This window comes from Paraburkholderia suaedae (assembly GCF_040812055.1).
In the GTDB taxonomy this organism is placed as follows: Bacteria; Pseudomonadota; Gammaproteobacteria; order Burkholderiales; family Burkholderiaceae; genus Paraburkholderia.
Window position 1 is genome coordinate 73,416 of record NZ_JBFOAH010000028.1, and the last position, 19,749, is coordinate 93,164.

Sequence of the window (19,749 nt, forward strand, 5' to 3'; positions counted from 1 at the left end):
CCCGCATGTTCTACGAAATTCGCACCTACCGCATCAAAACCGGCGCCGTGCCCGCCTATCTGAAACTCGTGGAGGAAGAGGGCATCGAGTTGCAGAAGCGCTATCTAGGTCAACTCGTCGGCTACTTCGTCTCAGAGATTGGACCGCAGAACCAGATCGTGCATATCTGGGCCTATCCGAGTCTCGACGAACGCGAGCGCCGCCGCGCCGCGCTCGCCGAAGATCGCGCGTGGCAGGCCTTTGCGCCGAAGATTCAGGCGCTGATGGAAGAGATGGAAAACAGGATCATGAAGCCAGCGCGTTTTTCGCCGCTGACCTGAGCGCGCCGCCGACGGTCCGCCGTAGATATTGCCACCATAAAACCGACATCTTTGGAGACAGACATGAGCAGCAGAACCCACTTCTCAATCGCGCCGCTGATCGCCCTGTGCGCGGCAACTCTCGCGGCGGCACCGGCGCTGGCCGCGGACCCCATCGTATTCACGAGCTGGGGCGGCACCACGCAGTCGTCGCAACAGAAGAACTGGGCGCAGCCGTTCACGCAAGCGACGGGCGTGAATGTGCTGATGGACGGCCCGACCGATTACGGCAAGCTCAAAGCGATGGTCGACAGCGGCAATGTGAACTGGGACGTGGTGGACGTCGAAGGCGATTTCGCGTACGCCGCGCAGCAGGCGGGACTGATCGAGCCAATCGACTATTCCGTCGTCAAGAAAGACGATCTGGATCCGCGCTTCGCGACATCGGATGCTGTGGGCAGCTTCTATTATTCGTTCGTGCTTGGCTATAACAAGGCGAAGTACACGGCTGCGCAGCCGACCACCTGGGCCGATCTGTTCGATACGAAGAAATTCCCCGGCAAGCGTACGTTCTATAAATGGTCGGCGCCCGGCGTACTCGAGATCGCGCTGCTCGCCGATGGCGTGGCGCCCAACAAGCTCTATCCGCTCGACCTCGACCGTGCGTTCAAGAAGCTCGATACGATCAAGGGCGATATCGTCTGGTGGAGTGGCGGTGCGCAATCGCAGCAACTGCTTGCGTCGGGTGAGGCACCCATCGGCATGTTCTGGAATGGCCGCCTGCACGCGCTGGAACAGACCGGCGTACCGGTCGGCATCTCGTGGAACCAGAACCTGACGGCCGCCGATATGCTGGTGATCCCGAAGGGCGCGAAGCACAGGGCGGAAGCAATGAAATACCTGGCAGCGGCCACGAGCCCGCAGGCTCAGGCAAAGTTCGCGACGGATACCGGCTATGCGCCGATCAACGTGAAGTCGGCCGCGTTGATGTCGCCCGCCATCGCGAAGACGCTGCCTGATCAGTACAAGTCCTCGCAAATCAATCTCGACATGAAGTACTGGGCCCAGAACCGCGATGCGATCGCGAAGCGCTGGTATGCGTGGCAGTCGAAGTAAGCGCGCGGCACGTGAGCGCCGCATCGCAATCTGAGTGGATGGGAGACACCATGCCTAATGTTCTGAGTACCGTCGCGCATCCGCCCGCGACGGCCCCGCGCCGGCGGCGCGACTGGCGCAGCATCCGCCTGCTCGTGCCCGCGCTGTTGCTGCTGGTGATCTTCTTTCTGCTGCCGGTATTGTCGCTGCTGTTGCGCAGCGTGCTCGAACCGACGCCGGGCCTGAGTAACTACGCACAACTACTCGGCTCGACGACCTATCTGCGCGTGTTCGGCAATACGTTTCTGGTGGCGACCGTCGTGACGCTCGCGACGCTCGTGATCGGATTCCCAACCGCATGGTTGCTCGCCATCGCGCCGCGCAAGCTGAGTTCATTGCTGTTCGCCATTCTGCTGCTGTCGATGTGGACCAATCTGCTGGCGCGCACCTTCGCGTGGATGGTGCTGCTGCAGCAGACCGGCCCGATCAACCGTCTGCTGATGGCGCTTGGCGTGATCAACGAACCGCTCACGCTGGTCAACAACCTGATCGGCGTGACCATCGGCATGACGTACATCATGCTGCCGTTCCTGGTCATGCCGCTGCACGCGACGCTGCGCAGCATCGATCCATCCACGCTGCGTGCGGCCGCGATTTGCGGCGCAAGCCGCTGGCAAGCATTCTGGCGCGTGCTGGTGCCGCTCGCGATGCCGGGCATCGCCTCCGGTGCGTTGATGGTGTTCGTGATGGCGCTCGGCTATTTCGTCACGCCCGCGCTGCTAGGCGGCGCGTCCTACATGATGCTCGCGGAGCTCATCGCCCAGCTCGTGCAGCAATTGCTGAACTGGGGCCTCGCCGGTGCAGCCGCTTTCGTGCTGCTCGCCGTGACGCTGACGCTCTACACGCTGCAACTGCGCTTCACCGGCGGTGCGCGTGCAACCACGGGAGGCCGCTGACATGTTGCTCGATTTCGATCGTCTGGGCGCGCTGCGTTATATGTTGCTCGCCGTCGGCGCTGCCGTTGCGCTGTTTCTTCTGCTGCCCATCGTGTTCATCGTCGCACTGTCGTTCGGGGATTCGCAGTGGCTGATCTTTCCGCCGCCCGGTTGGACGCTGGAGTGGTACCGCCAGCTTTTCACCGACGCCGGCTGGGTCGATTCGCTGCTGACGAGCGCGAAGCTCGCGGCGATCGTCACGGCGCTCTCGGTGCTGATCGGCTTTCTCGCATCGCTCGCGCTCGTGCGTGGAAGATTTCGCGGACTCAACGCGGTGCAGGCTTTCTTCCTCACACCGATGGTGCTACCCGTCGTCGTGCTGGCCGTCGCACTGTACGCATTCTTTCTGCGCATCGGCCTGAACGGCACGATGACGGGTTTCGTGATCGGCCATCTGATCATCGCGCTGCCGTTCTCGATCATCTCGATCAGCAACTCGCTATCGAGCTTCGACACCGCGCTCGAAGACGCGGCGCTGATCTGCGGCGCGTCGCCACTGGAGGTGAAGCTGCGTGTCACGTTGCCCGCGATCCGGCTCGGCCTGTTCGCCGCCGCGATCTTTTCGTTCCTCGCGTCGTGGGACGAAGTGGTGGTATCGATCTTCATGTCGAGCCCGACGCTGCAGACGCTGCCCGTGCGGATCTGGGCAACGCTGCGGCAAGACCTGACGCCCGTCGTGGCGGCGGCGTCTTCGCTGCTGGTCGGATTGACGACCGTATTGATGTTGGCGGGCGCCCTGCTGCGCCGCGCACGATAACCGAGGTGAATCAGCCATGACTGCCGCATTTCTGCAAATCCAGCGCCTGCGCAAGACTTACGACGACGTCGTCGCCATCGACCAGGTGTCGCTCGACGTGCGCAAGGGCGAGTTCATGACCTTTCTCGGGCCGTCGGGCTCGGGCAAGAGCACGACGCTTTATATCGTCGCGGGCTTTCAGGAGCCGAGCGACGGGCGCGTGCTGCTCGACGGCAAGCCGCTTTTGTCCGTCGCGCCGAACAAGCGTCACATCGGCATGGTGTTTCAGCGCTATACGCTGTTTCCGCATCTGACGGTTGGCGAGAACATTGCATTCCCCTTGCGCGTGCGCCGCCGTCCCGATGCCGAAGTGAAGGCCAAGGTCGAACAGATGCTCAAGCTCGTGCATCTGGCCGAATGCCGCGACCGGATGCCGGCGCAATTGTCGGGCGGCCAGCAGCAGCGCGTCGCGATCGCCCGCGCACTCGCCTATGATCCGCCCGTGCTGCTGATGGACGAACCACTGTCAGCACTCGATAAGAAACTGCGCGAGGAAATCCAGCTCGAACTGCGCCGCATTCATCAGGAGACGGGCGTCACGATTCTTTATGTGACGCACGATCAGGAAGAGGCGTTGCGGCTGTCGGATCGCATCGCCGTCTTCAACAAGGGGCGCATCGAGCAGGTGGGCACCGGCGAGGAACTGTATGGGAATCCGGCGTCGCGCTTCGTCGCGAGCTTTATCGGCAATTCGAATTTTCTGCCGGTGCGTGTCACGTCGAACAGCGATGGGCGGATGAGCGGTGTCTTCCCCAACGGTCATGCGGTGACGTCCGGCACCTTCAATCCGGTGCTTACGGCAGGCGATGAAGGCACGCTGATGATCCGGCCGGAGCAGATGCGCATTCATGCGCCGCGCAACGCAACCGGTGCGGCGGGTCTGCCCGTCACCGTGCGGGATATCACGTATCTCGGCGACGCAATGCACTACGCCGTCGCGACACCGTGGCAGCAGGAGATTTCGATTCGCATGCCGGCGGGACACCGCTATGACAGCGGCTTGTCGATCGGCACGCAGGCGCTCGTCGATTGGGACACCCGCGATGTGCGGCTGTTCGCGCAGGCATGAGCACGGTCATGCACATCATGAGTGACGCACTGCCTTCGCTGAAAGTCGAACGCCGCACCACGACGCTGCGCGAACTGGCGCTCGAGAAAATGCGCACGGCGATTCTCGACGCGCATTTTCGTCCGGGCGAACGGCTGGTCGAGCGATCGCTGTGTGAGGAACTGGGCGTCAGCAGGACCGTCGTGCGCGAAGTGTTACGGCATCTGGAGACGGAAGGACTGGTCGATTCGATACCCAACCAGGGGCCGATCGTCGCGCGGCTCGATGCCGATACGGCCGCTGAAATCTACGAGATTCGCGCGCTGCTGGAAGGCGACGCGGCAATGGCTTGCGCGCTACATGCGGATGAAGCCGTGATTACGCTGCTGGCCGGGTGCATCGCGCGCATCGGCCAAGCCTTCGAAGCGCACGCGCATCTGGCGGTGCGTGAGCTGACAACCACGTTTTACGAGGCGATGTTCCACGGCGGCGGCAAAAAAGTCTCGTGGGAAATCGTGCAGACGCTCAATGCGCGGATCAACCGATTGCGCGCAATGACCATCGCCTCCGACGACCGCGGCCGGCAGGCCGTCCACGAGATGAACCTGATTCTCGATGCAATCCGCGCGCGTGATCCGCAGCGGGCGCGCGACGCCGCTGCGGATCACGTGTCCCGGGTGGCGGATATCGCAGCGCAGATGCTGCGGCATCCGGTTGCCGAGTCGTCCGTTTGATTTTCCAAGGTCACTTTTGATTCTGCGGCGGCGCACCGCCTAGCGATTCAAGAAGCGGCCGCAGTGCATCGAGCTGCGCGCCGAAGCCGCTCCAATCTCCTGCTCTGAGGCGTTCGAGCGCGCGGTTATAGTTCGCGAGCGCCTCGCGCGCACGCGCGTCAGCTGTACCCGACGATGTCGATGGCGCGGGTGAAATTTCCTTGAAGAGGGCCTGAAGCGCTTGCGCCAAGGTATCTTGCATCACGACCCGGTCGCCATATGCGGCGATCACCCGCTTCAGCTCCGGCAACTGCCCCGACGCTGCGCGCAAGTACAGCGGGGAAACATACAGAATCGAATTCTCGATCGGCACCACGACGAGATGGCCGCGAATGACGCGCGAGCCCATCTGGTTCCACAGTGAAATCTGTTGCGAGATCTCGGTATTCTGCTGGATGCGAGCCTCGATCTGGAACGGCCCATAGACCAGCTTGTCCTTCGGGAACGTGTAGACGATGAGCTTGCCGTACTCCGGTGGATCGCAACGTGCCGCCAGCCACGCAATCATGTTTTCTCGCTGACTGGGCACCATCGGCAGCAGGATGACGAACTCGGCGCGCTGCCCGCCGGGCAAACGCATGATCATGTAGTACGGCGTCATGGGCGTGCCCGCAGTGTTTCCGGCGTCGATGCCGCCCGGCTCTCGTGGAAATTGCCAAAGGTCCTCGCGGTTGTAGAAGACTTCCGGCGCGTCCATATGGTAAGTGCGATAGAGTTGCGCCTGAATCAGAAACAGATCTTCCGGATAGCGGATGTGTTGACGCAGGTCCTGGGGCATTGCATCGAGAGGCCGGAACATGCCTGGGAAGATGCGCTGATACGTACGCAACATCGGATCGGCAGGATCGCTGACGAAGAACGTCACCGTGCCGTTGTATGCGTCCACTGCGATCTTGACCGCATTGCGGATGTAGTTCTTATCGTCGTCGGTGGCAGGCTGGGAATAGGGGAACCAGCGGCTGCCGGTATACGCGTCCACTATCCAGAATAGGTGGCCTCCGCTCACTACAATGTAGGGGTCCTTATCGAGTTGGAGAAATGGCGCGATGGTGCGCACCCGGTCCACAATGTTGCGATGAAGCAGGATCCGGCTGCTCCCGGTGATATAGCTGGACAAAAGGATATTTGGGTCGGCGAGCTGCCAGGAGAAGAGGATGCGTCGTAACAGGCTGCCGACGCCTATACCGTCGTGCCCGTTGTAAGTCGTGTAGACGTTGTCCTTTCCATGCGGATAGTCGAATTCCGGCACGCTGCCCTTGACGATGACGTAGCCCTGAGCGCCTTGCCCGAAATAAAGGCGCGGCTCCTGAACTACCGGGCCGCCAGTGGAGACAGGCGGAATGTCCTGCAGAAAAAGCGACGGCAAACCCTCCGCAGTTTTCTCGGTGACGGGCGACATCACCACACCGTTGCCGTGCGTGAACAGCAGGTGCAGGTTCACCCAGGTCTGCGCATTGGCGGGAAGCCTCGACGTATCGAGCTCGCGAGCGGACAGCATCACTTGCTTGTAGCCGGCGTCGAGCCGGTAGCGGTCGATGTCCACGGAGAGAAACCTGTAGTACGTCCTGATCTCCTGCAACTGCGCGTAGGTATCCATCAGCGGCTGTACATCCCATAGCCGCAGGTTGTCGATGGTCGCGCGATCGCTCTGCAAACCGGCCAGGCTCAACGTCTGCTCCGCAGAAAACGGTCTGACGGCGATTTTTCCGAGGCCATAGGCGGTGCGTGTCAGCGCGATGTTGTGCTTGATATAAGGCGTCTCGAGACTCAGCTCGCTCGGCTTCACATAGAACCGCTGATATAGCGCCGGATAGATGACGGTGAACACAAGCGAGCCGCCGAATACCAGCAGCGCCGAGCCAACAGCGATCCGGTAGCTGCGCCAGCGCATGTTGCCCCAGCAAGCCAGCGCTGCGATGGTGGCAAGCCCAGTCAGCAGCCACAGCATCGGCAACACCACGTGGACGTCGGTATAGCCCGCGCCGACTACCACGCCGTTATTGCCATAGAGCAGCAGGAAGCGATCGAGCCAGTAGGATCCCGCTTTCACCACAAAGAACAAGCCGAGCAGCGCTGAACCATGAATGGCAGCGGCTCGTGACAGCGCGCGCCGCGGCTTCTCGATCTGTATGTCGCCGCGCACGCCGTAGATCACGGCTGCAATAGCGGCGCTGCAAAAGAGCACGCGTAGCAGCCAGTTCTTGAACGCCAGGTAGAGCGGCAAGGAGAAGAGATAGAAGCCGATATCGTTGCCGAAGATCGGATCTCGTTCGTCAAACGGCACCTGATGAAGAAAGCGAAGTACCAGATCCCAGTTGGAGACTTCGCCGGCTGCGATCAACAGGCTCATCGCGATCGCGGCGCCGGCAATCGCATAGCGCCACGGCATGCGGGGCGCGACCTGATCGAGGATGATGCTCTGCAGTGGCAGAGGAAGCCGCGACACATCCGGGCCCACCGCGAAACGATGCGCGAGCAGGCCGGACGCCGCAATGGTCACCGCCGAGCTAGCGAAGATGGCAGCGAATAGCAGGAGCCTCGCGTCGAGGATCGTCCAGAAAACGCCCGTATAGCCGAGTGAAGAAAACCAGAGCCAGTCGACGAGGACGCGAGCCGCGCGTCCGATAACAATGAGGCCGAGGATAACAATGCCAACGATGACCGCGGCGCGTCTGACGCGCGCGCGAGATAGCGCTTGCGGCGGCATGCTTGCTCCTTCGCCGACCTGTCATTCACGACCGGCTGCGATCAGACCGTTGCTCTCTGCGGACTGCGGTTGCCATGGCGGAAGCTGCCCGGCCATGTCATGTCCCAACGATTGTAGACCGGCGGGTACGGCAGTGCTTCGCTGGGTAGTGCCACGTTGAGCTCTGCAACGCGTTGACGCAAGACAGCGCACGCTGTTGAGGGAGCGGCGGGCTTGGGTCAATTCGATGAAACGATGCGAGACCGCGAAGCACTCGCCGAGATGCTCTAGATACAGCGAAGCGCGAGGCAAATATCAGCCAGCAGCCAACCTATGCAGCGTATCGCGATCGCGAACGCGAATCCGTCGGCCTTCCTTCACAATGACGCCGCGAGCCGTTAGAGATTTCAGCACGCGCGACACCGTTTCGCGGCTGACTTTTGCCATTGCCGCGATCGTGGCCTGGTTCGGGAGTTCGATCAGGGGCGATTCATCCTTTTCCGAGTTGCCGATCGTCGACTCGATGACAGCGGAGATTCGAGCGTCCGCGCGCGAGAGCCCCTGCAACGCGTGACGTTCGACAAGATGCATGACCCGGCCGGCCATCGAGCTGTTCAGCGCTCGCGCCACGTTGGGCTCATCGAACAACTGCCGCGCGTGGGCTCGGCTGAAAAGGGCCACGGTACTTTTCCGGACCGCCACGATATTGCCGTGAATGGAAGAGTTCAAAAGGATCGGCTCTTCTCCGACCGATTGCCCGACATTGACCGTGCGCACCGGGATTTCCCGACCGTCCTCAGAGAGAGTGGAGGTACGCAATTGTCCGGAGATCACCAGCATCAGCGGGGATCGCGGGTCGCCCTGAAAGCAAACGTGATCGCCGGGCGCGAATTCGGCCATGCGGACCATCGCGCCGGCTCTCTTCACTATGTCGTCACTTGCCATAGAAAAAAGGGTCTGCTTTCTTAGAAGTGCTTCCATCGGGTGTCGGGTTATGTATTCATCGCCTATATATATCGGCCGCGATTCTACAAGATTTAACAAAAATTTGACGTTCTTTACGATCTCAGGTGGTTGTAGTTTTTGTAAGGTTCGGCTAAATCGGGGCGCACCCGCTCCCCGCAGGCGTTCGCGGCATTCATATGAGGTTTAGCTGTGTTGCAGGCGCGCCGCACTGCAAGCATTTTCCGACGCGCACGCCCCCCAATTTGCGTATCGAGACGACCCTGAGCGCAATTGCCCATCTGATTCCCGGAGTACATCGCTCATCTGTTGTAAGCGTGACTTGCGGACATCGCGCGGCCGGGGCGGCCGCCTAGCTGCGTTGGACAATGCGAAGCGATCTGCGCGCGCCGGTGGACATCCGAGCATGGACAGTCGTGCGAGCGGCGCTGTCGTCCTTGATTTGTTGTCCGAGAAGTGCCTGACGTGCGCAGGTGATCGCGTGGGTCCAGACGTCGATTCCGCGCGGGTCGGTATGCGGGCACTGCGCCTGCAAGGTTTCCAATACCTGCTGCATGCGGTCGAAGTCCATCGCCGTGGCTCCCGGTTGCGTTATGCGTGGAAAGGGGGCATAGATCTACGGACAGTTTACGCGGCAGCCATTCTTGATCTGTGCGGTGCGCCGCTCATGGTGTGATTGTCCAGGTACTGCTTTGGCGCGGACCAGTGCTCCAGAAAAAGGAACGCCCGCTTCGACGGGCCCATTCCTTTTCATCCCGGGTGACGCTGGTGTCGCGTTTGGGTCACAGTCGCGGTATGGGCGCTCCGGGCACGAAGAAACGATCCAGATCGGTCCAAGGTACGGTCACTTCGAGAATGCCCGATGCTATGGCATCTGCCACGCCCGGGTTGAATGAAATAAGAAGTCCCGCCTTCGTGAACGACCACGCCGCCGGATCGCGCACGCCTTCGTTGATCCCATCAGCAAAGAACGTGTCGGGGTTCAATACGCGCGAGGCGCGATTGCTCAGGAACGTTTCCCATCCACTACCCGGCTTGAACAGGTCCTCCGTCCTCAGGCGATGCAGGGCTGGCTTAAGCAGGTAGGAAACGTTGCTCATGGTCTGCGAAGGCGCCCCCGCAGCGCACTGCTCAGTGTGCAACATCTCGACGTTGATAAGGTCGGGCGTGGCAGAGCGAATCTTGAAACGCGTAGAGTGGTCGCCGGGTGTTTGCGCGTCGCCGAAACACCAGTTCGCTCGTGCGCTCGCGGCCGATCGAACTATCGCAGCATTCCATTGCACGGCTTGCGCGGACATCGGACGATCGATTCGCGGCAGGCTGGTGTGCTGCTCCAGTGGCCTGCCGGTGACTTCCTGTTTTCCGATCGACGTGTAATTGTCAACGCGGCTGAACACGAAAGGACCCAGGGAAATGACCGCATTGTTCAGATCGTCGATCCGGTCAGCGTATTGCCGTCGCATACATGAGGCCGGATTTGCATTCTTGCCGCTATCAAGGCACAAAATCTTCACGACTTTTAGCCACTGCTGCTGGCCCGCGCGAAGAAACGTTTTCCCCTGGTCGGACAGTAATTGCAGGTCAGCTTCGTAGCGGTACGTCATTACGACGTCTTGCGCCGATAGCTTCGGATCGGCGCAGACTGTTTTTTCGAAACGGGTCGTTGGGTTGTGGCAGTCGAAGCTTGCTGCTGTCGCGATCGACGGCAGCAAAGAGATGGCCAACAGACTGACGATCAACACGTAGGGAATTTGCCGAGCGCGGTGTCGCTGATTCGCGAGGCGACCTGTGGATGTGTGTCGAGTAGTGGTCTGCTGCTGCATCAGCATGATATTCACGCGTAAGCAAGCGAGGGAGCGCGGCGAGAAGGAGTGAGTTCTGCCGGCGTTAAAACTTGTCCTGGCGTGCCGCTGGCTTGGCATTTCACCCTTGAACAAGGGGCGAAAACTCCAGCCGATCTATGTCTGCAGCCTGACTCGCATATTGTTGGTGCCCATGGGCAGGATCGAACTGCCGACCTCTCCCTTACCAAGGGAGTGCTCTACCACTGAGCCACATGGGCGCCTATTTGCACGCTTTTCTAACTGGAGCGGGAGACGAGGCTCGAACTCGCGACCTCAACCTTGGCAAGGTTGCGCTCTACCAACTGAGCTACTCCCGCATGTCTCACTACAGACCATGGCTCGAACCGAATCTACGTCTTAACGGTTCCACGCTCACCGACTGAACTATTGAGGATCAGGGGCTTATTGGCCGGAGCAGGAGTGTACAGTATTAGCTTGCTTATGGCGTACAAGTTTTTGATTTCTCTCTGCGCCGGAGTGGGTTTTGCGATATCGGCCGGGCGCTCGACCGGACCACAGGTAGCGGCAGTTGACGGTCGGACGCGCGGTCGTTTCTGGACCCGAGCAACAGAATTACTCATCGACGGTCAAGATCGGCACTCGGCAGCCGTTATTCCGGGTGTCCGCGCCGGTTGCAATAAGCGGGTTTGCATGTACTGAACCGGGAAGCGCGGTGCGATGGTAAGCCAACTTCAAATGAAACGACTGTTATTGCTCGCAGTATTCCTCGCCATTACCACCGATCTATCGATAGCCGCGAGTTCCGGTGCCGCCGACATGCATGCCGCGCGGACCCTCAAAACCCAACGCGAGCCAAGCGACATCGAGGGCGTCGACTGGATCGCGTCGTACGAAATCGGCCCGCTACGCGCTGTCTATCAAGCTGAGACCGCGTGCGGCGCACCGCTTGGCGATCCGTACGTAATCGATCGCGACGCGGATAGAGGCTTGGTGGTCCTCAAAGACCAACACGATCGACGTGTCAAGCGGTACGCGGTCCCTGGCGCGCGGATTCGTGCGATCGTCCACGTCAAATACGACATGGCGGTCCTCGACCGGGCGGACCTGGTATTTACCGATGTTCCGGGCCAGAACATCGTGCTGATCCACACCACTGTCGAGAACGCCGGAATATTCACCAGCAGCGACGTTTACCCGCTTGCATACCGGCGCGGCAAGGTAGTCGATAGCTACCACCTGATAAAGGATCCGAGCTTGGCCAAAATGGTCGAGATAGGCGCTTCGCTGTATCGCGAGATGGCAAGGCGCGTTCATTAGGGCGATGCGGGTTGTCTCGGCGGTGAGTGGCGCGGCGTGCATTAGCCACAAGCGGGGCATGGGTTGCTTTCCCGGGCTAAAGCGCTCCGGGTCGCACGGCAACCGGGTCAGGGGAGTGGGCAGTACGGCGCTTCGGCGGACTGCGCTCCCGCGTTCGCGTCGGGCCCGGTCCGTCACGAAGAGCGGCACACAGCCGACGGGGCGCGCCGTTGCTTGCAACAACCTGGTCATGCACGGAATCCGGCCCTTGCCTGCGGCTCATCCGATGAGCGCCGGGCGCGAAGCACTCGCTTGCGCTTGTCGGGCTTTCCTGCACTAGAATGAGTACTATACTGCCGGGCGTTGCTGGCGGTATCTGGCCGCCGTGACGCGCGGGTTTTCGCGTTGGAGGAATGCCATGCCGACTTACCAGTACAGGTGCGAGAAGTGCGGCGAAGTGTTCGAACATGCCGAACATCTGGCTGAACATGCGACCGCTCATCCCAATTGTCCGAAGTGCGGAAGCGAGAAGATTCAGCACATCCCAACGCCGTTTGTCGCGAAGACGTCGCGAAAGAGTTGATCTGCGGCGCTGTTCTTTGTCGTCACCATCTTTCTCGGATGCGATTCGCCGTAAAATCCAGCATGGCATGTCCGAAGGACTGGATGCGGCGGAGAATCGTCGCCGGGAAGTAACTGTTGTCTGGAGAACTTCTATTCCCGGAATCGCGCTCGGTTTCCCACAGGAGCGACTATTCGGAACATGAAATCCCTTTGCCTTTAGAATGTGTTGCGCTGCAGAAAAGTCGGCCGTGTCAAGCCAGTGCGACCCATCAGCAGTGGTCAAGAAAAGACTTGAAAGCAGCGAAGGGGCCGACGTCGTTGTCGCTAGGCTCAGTTGCTGAGGACATCACGAGATCGGGCACATTGAGTGCCGAAGACAGACTCATCATTGCCCACGTTGGCCTCGGCCTCGGTAACCGGACGGGCAGTCCGGCGTCCGACATTTCGACAGCTGAAAAATCCCGGATCACTTTGCTCGGTGTCGACCTCATCGTCTTCAACAGGGTAGCGTGATTGCCAAGTTAGCCAGCGTAAGTTGCAACCGCTCATTCACACTCCTGCCGTACGTCGTATGGCACTATCCCTTGTTGAATAGCCGCACGACATGGGACATCGATTTTGCTGCCAGAACGAGCAAAGCCCCGGCCGGGCTGTAGTCGACGTTGTGCATCAGGTCGGTCAAATAAAACATGGATAGCGCGATGAGCGGGTGGTACATCGCACGGCTTATCAGGCGTTTCATAGGCATCTCACGCTGTTTCGTTGCCCGAACCGGTAAGCCGCTGTGCGTGGACCGATCTGCGCAAGTCTGGAGGCGCGCCGGGCTTCCCGAATCGGTGGAAGGTTTGGCTGCGAAGCACGGATGACGTTGATCTGTCACGTCCCGTCCTATGACGAACTTTGCCTGTCGCAACCTGTCGCCGTCCTGCCCGCGCGTCGACGTTTTTTGCTCAATCGTCCAAGTCTTGCCTTGGGGTTCGCATTGCCATTTCGGCGCGTCTAGAAAGATTGTCCGGCCCTCCCGGCGAAAGGCGCGAGCTGATTCCACGCAGTTGTATCGTGCAGCGATGCGCCCACACTCAAAGGTATCGAGTAGCCCCGCAGGGGCTGAGATGATGAGACAAGACGTCACCGCGCGGGCGCAACGCGAATCCGAACCGCGATTGCCACGCGGAAGCGGAAGCGGAAACTCGGAACGGGCCTGAGGCCGGAACCAACTGGGGTCAGCATGTTCGCTTAACGGCGAGGCGCGAACGTCCACAGTAGTTGCGCGGCGATGGGCTAAAGCGCGGTGAAATCCTCGGTAAGGGATTCGTCATGGAATGCCGCAGCAGGTATAACATGTACGGGGCGGCCAGACCGACGACTGGCCGGCATCCCGGTTCCCTTGCCGGGGAAATCGCATTTCACCCGAGTTATTTATGGATGCTGTTTCTGACGTTCTGCGCGCTGTGCGGCTGAGCGGCGCTGTGTATCTGAACGGAACGTTTACCGCACCGTGGTGTGTTATAGGCCGCACGGATGCTGCGCTCTGCGCGGAGTATCTGCCGCGATCCGAGCGTGTAGTCTCATACCATCTCGTCATCGACGGCAACTGCTGTGCCCAGCTTGCAGGCGACCCCCATTCGGTTATTCATCTTAGTGCTGGGGAACTGCTCGTGGTGCCGCAAGGTGAAACGCATCTGATCGGCAGCGCCGTGGATCTCTCGCCCATTCCATCGGAGTTGCTATTAGCCGGCCCCATGGCGGCAACACCCGGTGAGGTCATGGCGGTGTCCTACGGAGGGGGCGGAGCTACGACTCGCATCGTCTGTGGCTTTCTGGCCTGCGACGATACACTGAGCAACCCACTGCTGTCATCGCTGCCGCGACTCTTCAAGATTGATATGCGTCGCGATCCGCGTGCAGCATGGCTTGAGTCATCTCTGAAGTTGGCTGCCGCCGAGGCAGCCGGTTCGCGTGCGGGCGGAACGATCGTCCTCGCCAGACTGTCCGAACTGTTGTTTGTCGAGGCAGTCCGTAGCTGCATTGAAGCGCTACCTGGCGATCAGACAGGGTGGCTGGCCGGCGTGCGCGATCGCTATGTGGGACGTGCGCTTTCGTTGCTCCATGCTCAATCAGACCACCCCTGGACCGTTGATGAGCTTGCGCGCAAGGTGGGGTTGTCGCGCTCCGCGTTGGCGCAACGCTTTACCCACCTTCTTGGACAACCCCCAATGCAGTACCTGGCGCGATGGCGCATGCACCTCGCGGCGCAGGAACTGCTGATCGGCCGTAAGTCACTCGCCGCTGTAGCGGAGCAGATTGGTTACGAGTCGGAGGCCGCGTTCAGTCGAGCCTTCAGGCGGGAATTTGGAATGCCGCCGGCAGGCTGGCGCAAGAGCAAAGGAAAGACGAATGGCGCTGCAGAGTCTGCGCAGGCCGCACTCGGTGTGACAGGTAACACGTAACTCCGCAGCAGTAGCACCGACCGCTTAATCCAACGGTTCATTCACACGCTTCAAAGCTGACCAGGCGTTTCGGTCATATCTCCCGGCGGCCTGATCATAGAACCTCTCGTCTCCCGATCGTACATTTGAGCGCACCGGAACGCCAGATCAGCCATGTCGTTCCGGCCTGTAGATGGACATCCACAGCTCGACCGCACGTCGGTCCGTATTGGGAGAAATGCCATGAATGCTGTATCGCGACTCTCTGACCGCGATCGTTACGCCCGGTGCATTCGCGCCTCGAAGATGGTCAGTTGGGACATCGACCGTGACGTAATTGGAGGCCGCACCTTTGACAGGTCCCAAAAGTATCTGCCCGACGGGCTCTCACTCGTTCCGAATTTCATCACGCTCTCCGAGAGCGAAAAGCGTTTCGTCAGCCAGATTCAGGGACGCACGTATGCGAAAGTTTTCGGACTGGTAGAGCGCTTCATCAACGCGAAGATGCTGGAAGTCAGCCGTGACTATTGGCTCGGCGACCAGGTGGCGCTTGAGGCGCTGGTCCGATTCAGCGACGAGGAACTCAAGCATCAGGCGCTATTTCGTCGCATCGACGAGATGATCGGTGAAACGCTTCCCCCGGGCTATCGCTTCGACGTCGATCCAGATGCCGTTGCCTCTGTCGTGCTCGGTAAAAGCACGTGGGCCGTCCTGGCGCTGACGCTCGATATCGAACTATTCAGCCAGCTGCACTACCGCCAGAGTATCGATCCAGACGATCAGCTATCGGAGCTATTCAAGAACGTGTTCCTCTACCATTGGAAGGAGGAGAGCCAGCACGCCATCCTCGACGAACTTGAATGGACGCGTCACGACGCGACTGTGACGGCCAGTGATCGCGACAAGGCGGTTGGCGAATTCATCGAGCTGGTCGCCGCCATCGACGGCATTCTGCAGGCGCAGGCCGCAGCCGACACGCGTTACTTCGTGGCGAACTGCGGCCGGCCAGTCGACGACGCAGAAACCCTGTCTGTGCAATCGAATTTCCTCCTGGCTTACCGGTGGCAATACATCCACTCGGGCGCACGTCATCCTCATTTCGGGAAAGTCCTTTATAGCCTCATCTCCGAAGACCAGGGCATGCGCATCCAGGCTGCGTTAACCACGTTTCAATGAGAACCAGGCTGAACAATCCGCGTAGGTAAAGGAGATGGAACATGAATACCGATGCACTGACCAACGAACCGAACATCGTTAACGGCCTTAACGTCGACGACTTATTCGCCCTGATTGAGGGCGTGAAAGGCGATGCCTCGAAAGCCACCACAAGCTGGCGCGTAGCTACGACCTGGCAGGGCCAGACCCGGACTCGCGCCGAGGTAGAGGGGTTCTCGATCGGAGGGCAAGATGTGTCGCGCCGGTTCACCATCGATATCGATGAGCCTTGCGAACTCGGTGGTTCGAATAAGTTTGCCAATCCTCAAGAGCATCTGATCGCGGCGTTAAATGCCTGCATAACGGTGGGTTACGTGGCGCAATGCGCCGTCCGCGGGATTACGCTCGAATCTTTGGAGATTGAGACTGAGGGTGAAATCGACCTCCGGGGTTTTCTTGGGATCGACCCGCAAGTGGCAAACGGTTACGAAAGCCTGCGTTACACCGTTCGTATCAAAGGCAGCGGTACTCAGCAACAATTCGCCGAAATCCATGACGCGGTCATGGCCACTTCTCCCAACGTCTACAACCTGGCGAATGCCGTCACGTTGAAATCGACTCTTCTGGTCGGGTGAACTTCGCGATGTGGGCGTCGCGACCGGAATCGTTTGCGTCGCGCCGCCTTTTTTCCAGGACTGCAGTGTCCGCACCCTGCCTACAGCTTCTGCGATTGTGGTCCCGCCGTGGCGATCGGCATCCGTTCGTCTGTACGGTCAAAGACCTTTTCCGGCTCGTCCGCTTCCTCTGGAGTCTCGTTATCCAACACCCGGCGCATTCTGGGCTGGTCGAGTTCGTTGGTCCACTTGGCGACCACCAGCGTAGCCACAGCGTTGCCGATAAAATTCGTCAGCGCGCGCGCTTCGGACATGAAGCGGTCGATGCCGAGGATCAGCGCAAGACCCGCAACGGGTACATGTCCGACCGCCGACAGCGTTGCCGCCAGCACGATGAACCCGCTGCCCGTCACACCCGCCGCGCCTTTCGAGGTCAGCAGCAATACGGCTAGCAAAGTCAGCTGATGCGTGATGTCGAGCGGCGTATTCGTCGCCTGCGCGATGAAGATGGCGGCCAGTGTGAGGTAGATCGACGTGCCGTCGAGGTTGAAAGAGTATCCGGTGGGAATGACGAGTCCGACCACCGATTTCTTCGCGCCCAGATTCTCCAGCTTCACCATGACGCGAGGCAGCGCTGCTTCGGACGAGGAGGTTCCAAGAACGATAAACAGTTCTTCCTTCAGATACTTGATCAGCTTCCAAACGCTAAAACCATGGAACTTGGCAATCAGTCCGAGCACTACGAAGACGAAGAACAGGCAGGTCGCATAGAACGTGAGCATCAGCATCCCAAGGGAGAGCAGGCTGCCAATGCCGTATTTGCCGATGGTAAAGGCCATCGCGCCAAAGGCGCCGATCGGCGCCACTTTCATGATGATGCCAACGATGCGGAAAAACACGTGCGAGATCTTTTCGACAAAATCGAATATCAATGTGCCTCTGCCGCCGAACCAGTGCAACGCGAAGCCGAACATCAATGCGAACAACAGAACCTGGAGTATTTCGCCCTTGGCAAACGCGTCGACCACGGTCGAGGGGATGATGTTCATTAGAAATTCGGTTGTGCTCTCCAACTTCCGCCCGCTGGTGATCGCAGACACGGCCTTCGCGTCCAGCGTCTTCGGGTCCACGTTCATACCGGCGCCGGGCTGCACCACGTTGACGATCACCAATCCGACCACCAGCGCGAGAGCGCTGACGATCTCGAAGTAGAGCAACGCCAAGCCCCCTGTCTTGCCCACCTTCTTCATGTCTTCCATGCCGGCGATGCCGACGACCACAGTGCAGAAGATGATCGGGGCGATGATCATCTTGATCAGTTTGATGAAGGCGTCGCCGAGCGGCTTCATCGCCTCGGCAGTATGCGGGGCAAAAAATCCCAGTACCATGCCGGCGACGATCGCGACGATCACCTGAAAATAAAGCGATTTGTAGAGCGGTTTGTGCGAAGCCATGTGAGCCTCAAAACGATCACTTCAGTCGTCATTCTGAGCATTGCTTGACACACCAGCGCGACCCATATGCCGACGGGCAAGCATCCCGGCACCGAACTGTCAGTGCAGTCGAGATACCTGTGCAAGCTGTGCAGATCGCCGGAACCGCTCGCTTACCCAGCAACCTGCGAAAAGATTCTGACCAAATCATCACGAAGCCTATGCTTCGTATCCGCTCAGGACAACCGGGCAAACCCGAGCGTGCGCTGCAGCGAACCGGCGGCAAACCTGTCGCTGTGCTGGCGCCGGGGTTGATCTCGCCTGGTTTTGCAAACCTGCGCATTCGCGGTTTTGTACGCAATCTGAGCGAGCCCAGTGAATGGCGGATTGCGAAGTCCAATGGGCGCCATCCGCAGCCACAACGGACGCGAGGCCATGCACCGGGAGTGAACAAGACAACGATGACGATCGCCAAGGTGCCCAGGGGGAAGCTCAACCCTGTATCGGCTTGTCAACATGATAAAAGCCTGAAGCGATAGGGGTCATCGAATGGGTCTCCAGCGCTGTCGAATCCAGCGCCGGGGCTCCCTCAAGCCCGCCAGTTATCTACCGATAACCAATGAGCATTGACGCGCATCGCTGGATCATTAGCGCATCACGAGTCGATATTGGCTGGTAGTTTGTTGTTGGACAAAGGTTATTTTGAAGCTCACCAATTCGATCGCATTCAAATTCAGCGCGGCGTCTGGCGCCGCGCTCGTTGTCACGGTTCTACTTCTCACGACGGTCGGCGCGTTGAACGTGCGTCATCGGGCTGTCGACGAGTTCGAGCAATCCAGTCACGCCAGAATCGTGCAGGCGGACCAATCGCTCGACGTGAGCTTCAAGGAGGTCGAACAGAACCTCACGTATCTTACGCAAACGGCGCAGCTGAGAGCCGATCAGAGCATCACCGACTATCTGAACCATGGCGGTCAGATGGCGCCGGACAAGAACGGCGAAGTCGAGAAGACGATCTTTGCGTTGCTCAAGCAGTTCGGCGACACCCATCCCAACATGCGCTATCTCGACATTGGCACGCATTGGGGCGGCTATGTGCAATGGCCGATTGAAAGCCTGAACGGCGAGCACTACGATCCCCGTGTCAGGCCGTGGTATCAGTTGGCGATGACGGCGCCTGATCGCGTCGTGCGGCCCGCGCCCTATCTGAGCGCAGCCGGCTCGGGCGGCGCGATCATTTCGTTCGCGCGCGTCGTGAAGGACAATAGGACGAGATTCTCGGCGTTCTGGAAGGCGACATCTCGCTCGACGACTTTGCGCGGCTCACCAGCGGCATCCGGTTCGGCGAGACCGGCTATCTGCTCGTCACGGACAGCAGCGGAAAAATTCTGATCGATCCGCGTGATAAGAGCCACGAGTTCAAAGAACTCAAGGGTTTGGGCGGCGGATACGAACAACTGTCCAATAGCAGCGATGGGCTTGTTCATATCCAGATGACAGCGTCGATTATCGGTCGCTCATTTATACGTCGCCTAAGAACGGCTGGAAGTACTACGCACTCGTGCCCGAATCGGAAATGATGGCGGCCGCCCATCGGCTCACGTGGGCGCTGATTACGATAGGGCTGCTGGTGCTGGTGGTTGCCGTGCTCATCATGATTGCATTGGGCCGCCGGATGACCGATCCCATCCGCAACCTCGCAACTTCGATGCACGAAATCGCATCCGGCGACATGACGCGGCGTCTTCCTCAGCGTCGCTATATCGGTCGTTGATGATCGCGCGGATGTTTCTGTGGC

At 59.8% G+C, this 19,749-nt stretch carries 18 protein-coding genes, 2 tRNA genes and 1 pseudogene; 13 read left to right on the top strand and 8 right to left on the bottom strand.

Features of this window, described 5'->3' with window-relative positions:
- The first annotated feature begins 5 nt into the window (after window positions 1–5).
- From ABQJ48_RS29880 to ABQJ48_RS29905, 6 genes are all read left to right on the top strand, one after another.
- Window positions 6–320, top strand: a complete 315-nt coding sequence (locus ABQJ48_RS29880; protein WP_367841562.1) for an NIPSNAP family protein — start codon at window positions 6–8, stop codon at window positions 318–320.
- A 63-nt stretch (window positions 321–383) separates the two neighbouring features.
- Window positions 384–1,415, top strand: a complete 1,032-nt coding sequence (locus ABQJ48_RS29885; protein ID WP_367841563.1) for an ABC transporter substrate-binding protein — start codon at window positions 384–386, stop codon at window positions 1,413–1,415.
- 50 nt (window positions 1,416–1,465) lie between these two features.
- A complete protein-coding gene (locus tag ABQJ48_RS29890; protein WP_367841564.1) occupies window positions 1,466–2,350 on the top strand; it encodes an ABC transporter permease in 885 nt (294 codons plus the stop codon).
- A gap of 1 nt (window position 2,351) precedes the next feature.
- The gene (locus tag ABQJ48_RS29895; RefSeq protein WP_367841565.1) at window positions 2,352–3,146 is read left to right on the top strand and encodes an ABC transporter permease; all 795 of its coding nucleotides are present in this window, start codon (window positions 2,352–2,354) and stop codon (window positions 3,144–3,146) included.
- Between the two features lie 16 nt (window positions 3,147–3,162).
- Complete coding sequence (locus ABQJ48_RS29900; RefSeq protein ID WP_367841566.1) at window positions 3,163–4,254, top strand: ABC transporter ATP-binding protein; 1,092 nt, start codon at window positions 3,163–3,165, stop codon at window positions 4,252–4,254.
- A 17-nt stretch (window positions 4,255–4,271) separates the two neighbouring features.
- The gene (locus ABQJ48_RS29905; RefSeq protein WP_367841599.1) at window positions 4,272–4,967 is read left to right on the top strand and encodes a GntR family transcriptional regulator; all 696 of its coding nucleotides are present in this window, start codon (window positions 4,272–4,274) and stop codon (window positions 4,965–4,967) included.
- Between the two features lie 10 nt (window positions 4,968–4,977).
- On the opposite strand, the gene ABQJ48_RS29910 is transcribed toward ABQJ48_RS29905, so the two are convergent.
- From ABQJ48_RS29910 to ABQJ48_RS29935, 6 genes are all read right to left on the bottom strand, one after another.
- Window positions 4,978–7,713 carry a UPF0182 family membrane protein gene (locus ABQJ48_RS29910; protein WP_367841567.1) on the bottom strand — a complete coding sequence of 912 codons (2,736 nt, stop codon included), beginning with the start codon at window positions 7,711–7,713 and terminating at the stop codon, window positions 4,978–4,980.
- Window positions 7,714–8,007: 294 nt separating this feature from the next.
- The gene (locus ABQJ48_RS29915) at window positions 8,008–8,673 is read right to left on the bottom strand and encodes a Crp/Fnr family transcriptional regulator (RefSeq protein WP_367841568.1); all 666 of its coding nucleotides are present in this window, start codon (window positions 8,671–8,673) and stop codon (window positions 8,008–8,010) included.
- Between the two features lie 334 nt (window positions 8,674–9,007).
- The gene (locus ABQJ48_RS29920; RefSeq protein WP_367841569.1) at window positions 9,008–9,226 is read right to left on the bottom strand and encodes a hypothetical protein; all 219 of its coding nucleotides are present in this window, start codon (window positions 9,224–9,226) and stop codon (window positions 9,008–9,010) included.
- Between the two features lie 211 nt (window positions 9,227–9,437).
- Window positions 9,438–10,592 carry a lysozyme inhibitor LprI family protein gene (locus tag ABQJ48_RS29925; RefSeq protein ID WP_367841570.1) on the bottom strand — a complete coding sequence of 385 codons (1,155 nt, stop codon included), beginning with the start codon at window positions 10,590–10,592 and terminating at the stop codon, window positions 9,438–9,440.
- A 50-nt stretch (window positions 10,593–10,642) separates the two neighbouring features.
- Window positions 10,643–10,717 (bottom strand) — tRNA-Thr (locus ABQJ48_RS29930).
- Window positions 10,718–10,740: 23 nt separating this feature from the next.
- Window positions 10,741–10,816 (bottom strand) — tRNA-Gly (locus ABQJ48_RS29935).
- 379 nt (window positions 10,817–11,195) lie between these two features.
- Here ABQJ48_RS29935 and ABQJ48_RS29940 point away from each other — a divergent pair.
- Complete coding sequence (locus tag ABQJ48_RS29940; protein ID WP_367841571.1) at window positions 11,196–11,777, top strand: hypothetical protein; 582 nt, start codon at window positions 11,196–11,198, stop codon at window positions 11,775–11,777.
- Window positions 11,778–12,174: 397 nt separating this feature from the next.
- Window positions 12,175–12,339: an FmdB family zinc ribbon protein gene (locus ABQJ48_RS29945; protein WP_367841572.1), complete on the top strand. Its 165-nt coding sequence runs from the start codon at window positions 12,175–12,177 to the stop codon at window positions 12,337–12,339.
- Window positions 12,340–12,897: 558 nt separating this feature from the next.
- On the opposite strand, the gene ABQJ48_RS29950 is transcribed toward ABQJ48_RS29945, so the two are convergent.
- Complete coding sequence (locus tag ABQJ48_RS29950) at window positions 12,898–13,062, bottom strand: hypothetical protein (RefSeq protein WP_367841573.1); 165 nt, start codon at window positions 13,060–13,062, stop codon at window positions 12,898–12,900.
- A 679-nt stretch (window positions 13,063–13,741) separates the two neighbouring features.
- On the opposite strand from ABQJ48_RS29950, the gene ABQJ48_RS29955 reads away from it, so the two are divergent.
- The 3 genes from ABQJ48_RS29955 (at window position 13,742) to ABQJ48_RS29965 (ending at window position 16,539) form a co-directional block, all read left to right on the top strand.
- Entirely contained in the window at window positions 13,742–14,770 is a 1,029-nt protein-coding gene (locus ABQJ48_RS29955; protein WP_367841574.1) for an AraC family transcriptional regulator, read from the top strand.
- Window positions 14,771–14,992: 222 nt separating this feature from the next.
- Window positions 14,993–15,925 (top strand): hypothetical protein, encoded by a 933-nt coding sequence (locus ABQJ48_RS29960; RefSeq protein ID WP_367841600.1) that lies wholly within the window; start codon window positions 14,993–14,995, stop codon window positions 15,923–15,925.
- A 41-nt stretch (window positions 15,926–15,966) separates the two neighbouring features.
- A complete protein-coding gene (locus ABQJ48_RS29965) occupies window positions 15,967–16,539 on the top strand; it encodes an OsmC family protein (protein ID WP_367841575.1) in 573 nt (190 codons plus the stop codon).
- An 80-nt stretch (window positions 16,540–16,619) separates the two neighbouring features.
- Here ABQJ48_RS29965 and ABQJ48_RS29970 read toward each other — a convergent pair whose 3' ends face one another.
- Window positions 16,620–17,972: a dicarboxylate/amino acid:cation symporter gene (locus tag ABQJ48_RS29970; protein ID WP_367841576.1), complete on the bottom strand. Its 1,353-nt coding sequence runs from the start codon at window positions 17,970–17,972 to the stop codon at window positions 16,620–16,622.
- A 119-nt stretch (window positions 17,973–18,091) separates the two neighbouring features.
- Between ABQJ48_RS29970 and ABQJ48_RS29975 the strand changes: the two genes are divergently transcribed.
- Window positions 18,092–18,490 carry a hypothetical protein gene (locus ABQJ48_RS29975; protein ID WP_367841577.1) on the top strand — a complete coding sequence of 133 codons (399 nt, stop codon included), beginning with the start codon at window positions 18,092–18,094 and terminating at the stop codon, window positions 18,488–18,490.
- Between the two features lie 163 nt (window positions 18,491–18,653).
- Window positions 18,654–19,701 (top strand): annotated as a pseudogene (locus ABQJ48_RS29980) (HAMP domain-containing protein); the annotation flags it as partial.
- Window positions 19,702–19,749: the final 48 nt, after the last annotated feature.

Excerpts from the sequence above, each read along its gene's own strand:
- ABQJ48_RS29880 (WP_367841562.1), top strand. The coding sequence starts at position 6 with ATGTTCTACGAAATTCGCACCTACCGCATCAAAACCGGCGCCGTGCCC.
- ABQJ48_RS29885 (WP_367841563.1), top strand. The coding sequence starts at position 384 with ATGAGCAGCAGAACCCACTTCTCAATCGCGCCGCTGATCGCCCTGTGC.
- ABQJ48_RS29890 (WP_367841564.1), top strand. The coding sequence starts at position 1,466 with ATGCCTAATGTTCTGAGTACCGTCGCGCATCCGCCCGCGACGGCCCCG.
- ABQJ48_RS29895 (WP_367841565.1), top strand. The coding sequence starts at position 2,352 with ATGTTGCTCGATTTCGATCGTCTGGGCGCGCTGCGTTATATGTTGCTC.
- ABQJ48_RS29900 (WP_367841566.1), top strand. The coding sequence starts at position 3,163 with ATGACTGCCGCATTTCTGCAAATCCAGCGCCTGCGCAAGACTTACGAC.
- ABQJ48_RS29905 (WP_367841599.1), top strand. The coding sequence starts at position 4,272 with ATGAGTGACGCACTGCCTTCGCTGAAAGTCGAACGCCGCACCACGACG.
- ABQJ48_RS29910 (WP_367841567.1), bottom strand. The coding sequence starts at position 7,713 with ATGCCGCCGCAAGCGCTATCTCGCGCGCGCGTCAGACGCGCCGCGGTC.
- ABQJ48_RS29915 (WP_367841568.1), bottom strand. The coding sequence starts at position 8,673 with ATGGAAGCACTTCTAAGAAAGCAGACCCTTTTTTCTATGGCAAGTGAC.
- ABQJ48_RS29920 (WP_367841569.1), bottom strand. The coding sequence starts at position 9,226 with ATGGACTTCGACCGCATGCAGCAGGTATTGGAAACCTTGCAGGCGCAG.
- ABQJ48_RS29940 (WP_367841571.1), top strand. The coding sequence starts at position 11,196 with ATGAAACGACTGTTATTGCTCGCAGTATTCCTCGCCATTACCACCGAT.
- ABQJ48_RS29945 (WP_367841572.1), top strand. The coding sequence starts at position 12,175 with ATGCCGACTTACCAGTACAGGTGCGAGAAGTGCGGCGAAGTGTTCGAA.
- ABQJ48_RS29950 (WP_367841573.1), bottom strand. The coding sequence starts at position 13,062 with ATGAAACGCCTGATAAGCCGTGCGATGTACCACCCGCTCATCGCGCTA.
- ABQJ48_RS29955 (WP_367841574.1), top strand. The coding sequence starts at position 13,742 with ATGGATGCTGTTTCTGACGTTCTGCGCGCTGTGCGGCTGAGCGGCGCT.
- ABQJ48_RS29960 (WP_367841600.1), top strand. The coding sequence starts at position 14,993 with ATGAATGCTGTATCGCGACTCTCTGACCGCGATCGTTACGCCCGGTGC.
- ABQJ48_RS29965 (WP_367841575.1), top strand. The coding sequence starts at position 15,967 with ATGAATACCGATGCACTGACCAACGAACCGAACATCGTTAACGGCCTT.
- ABQJ48_RS29970 (WP_367841576.1), bottom strand. The coding sequence starts at position 17,972 with ATGGCTTCGCACAAACCGCTCTACAAATCGCTTTATTTTCAGGTGATC.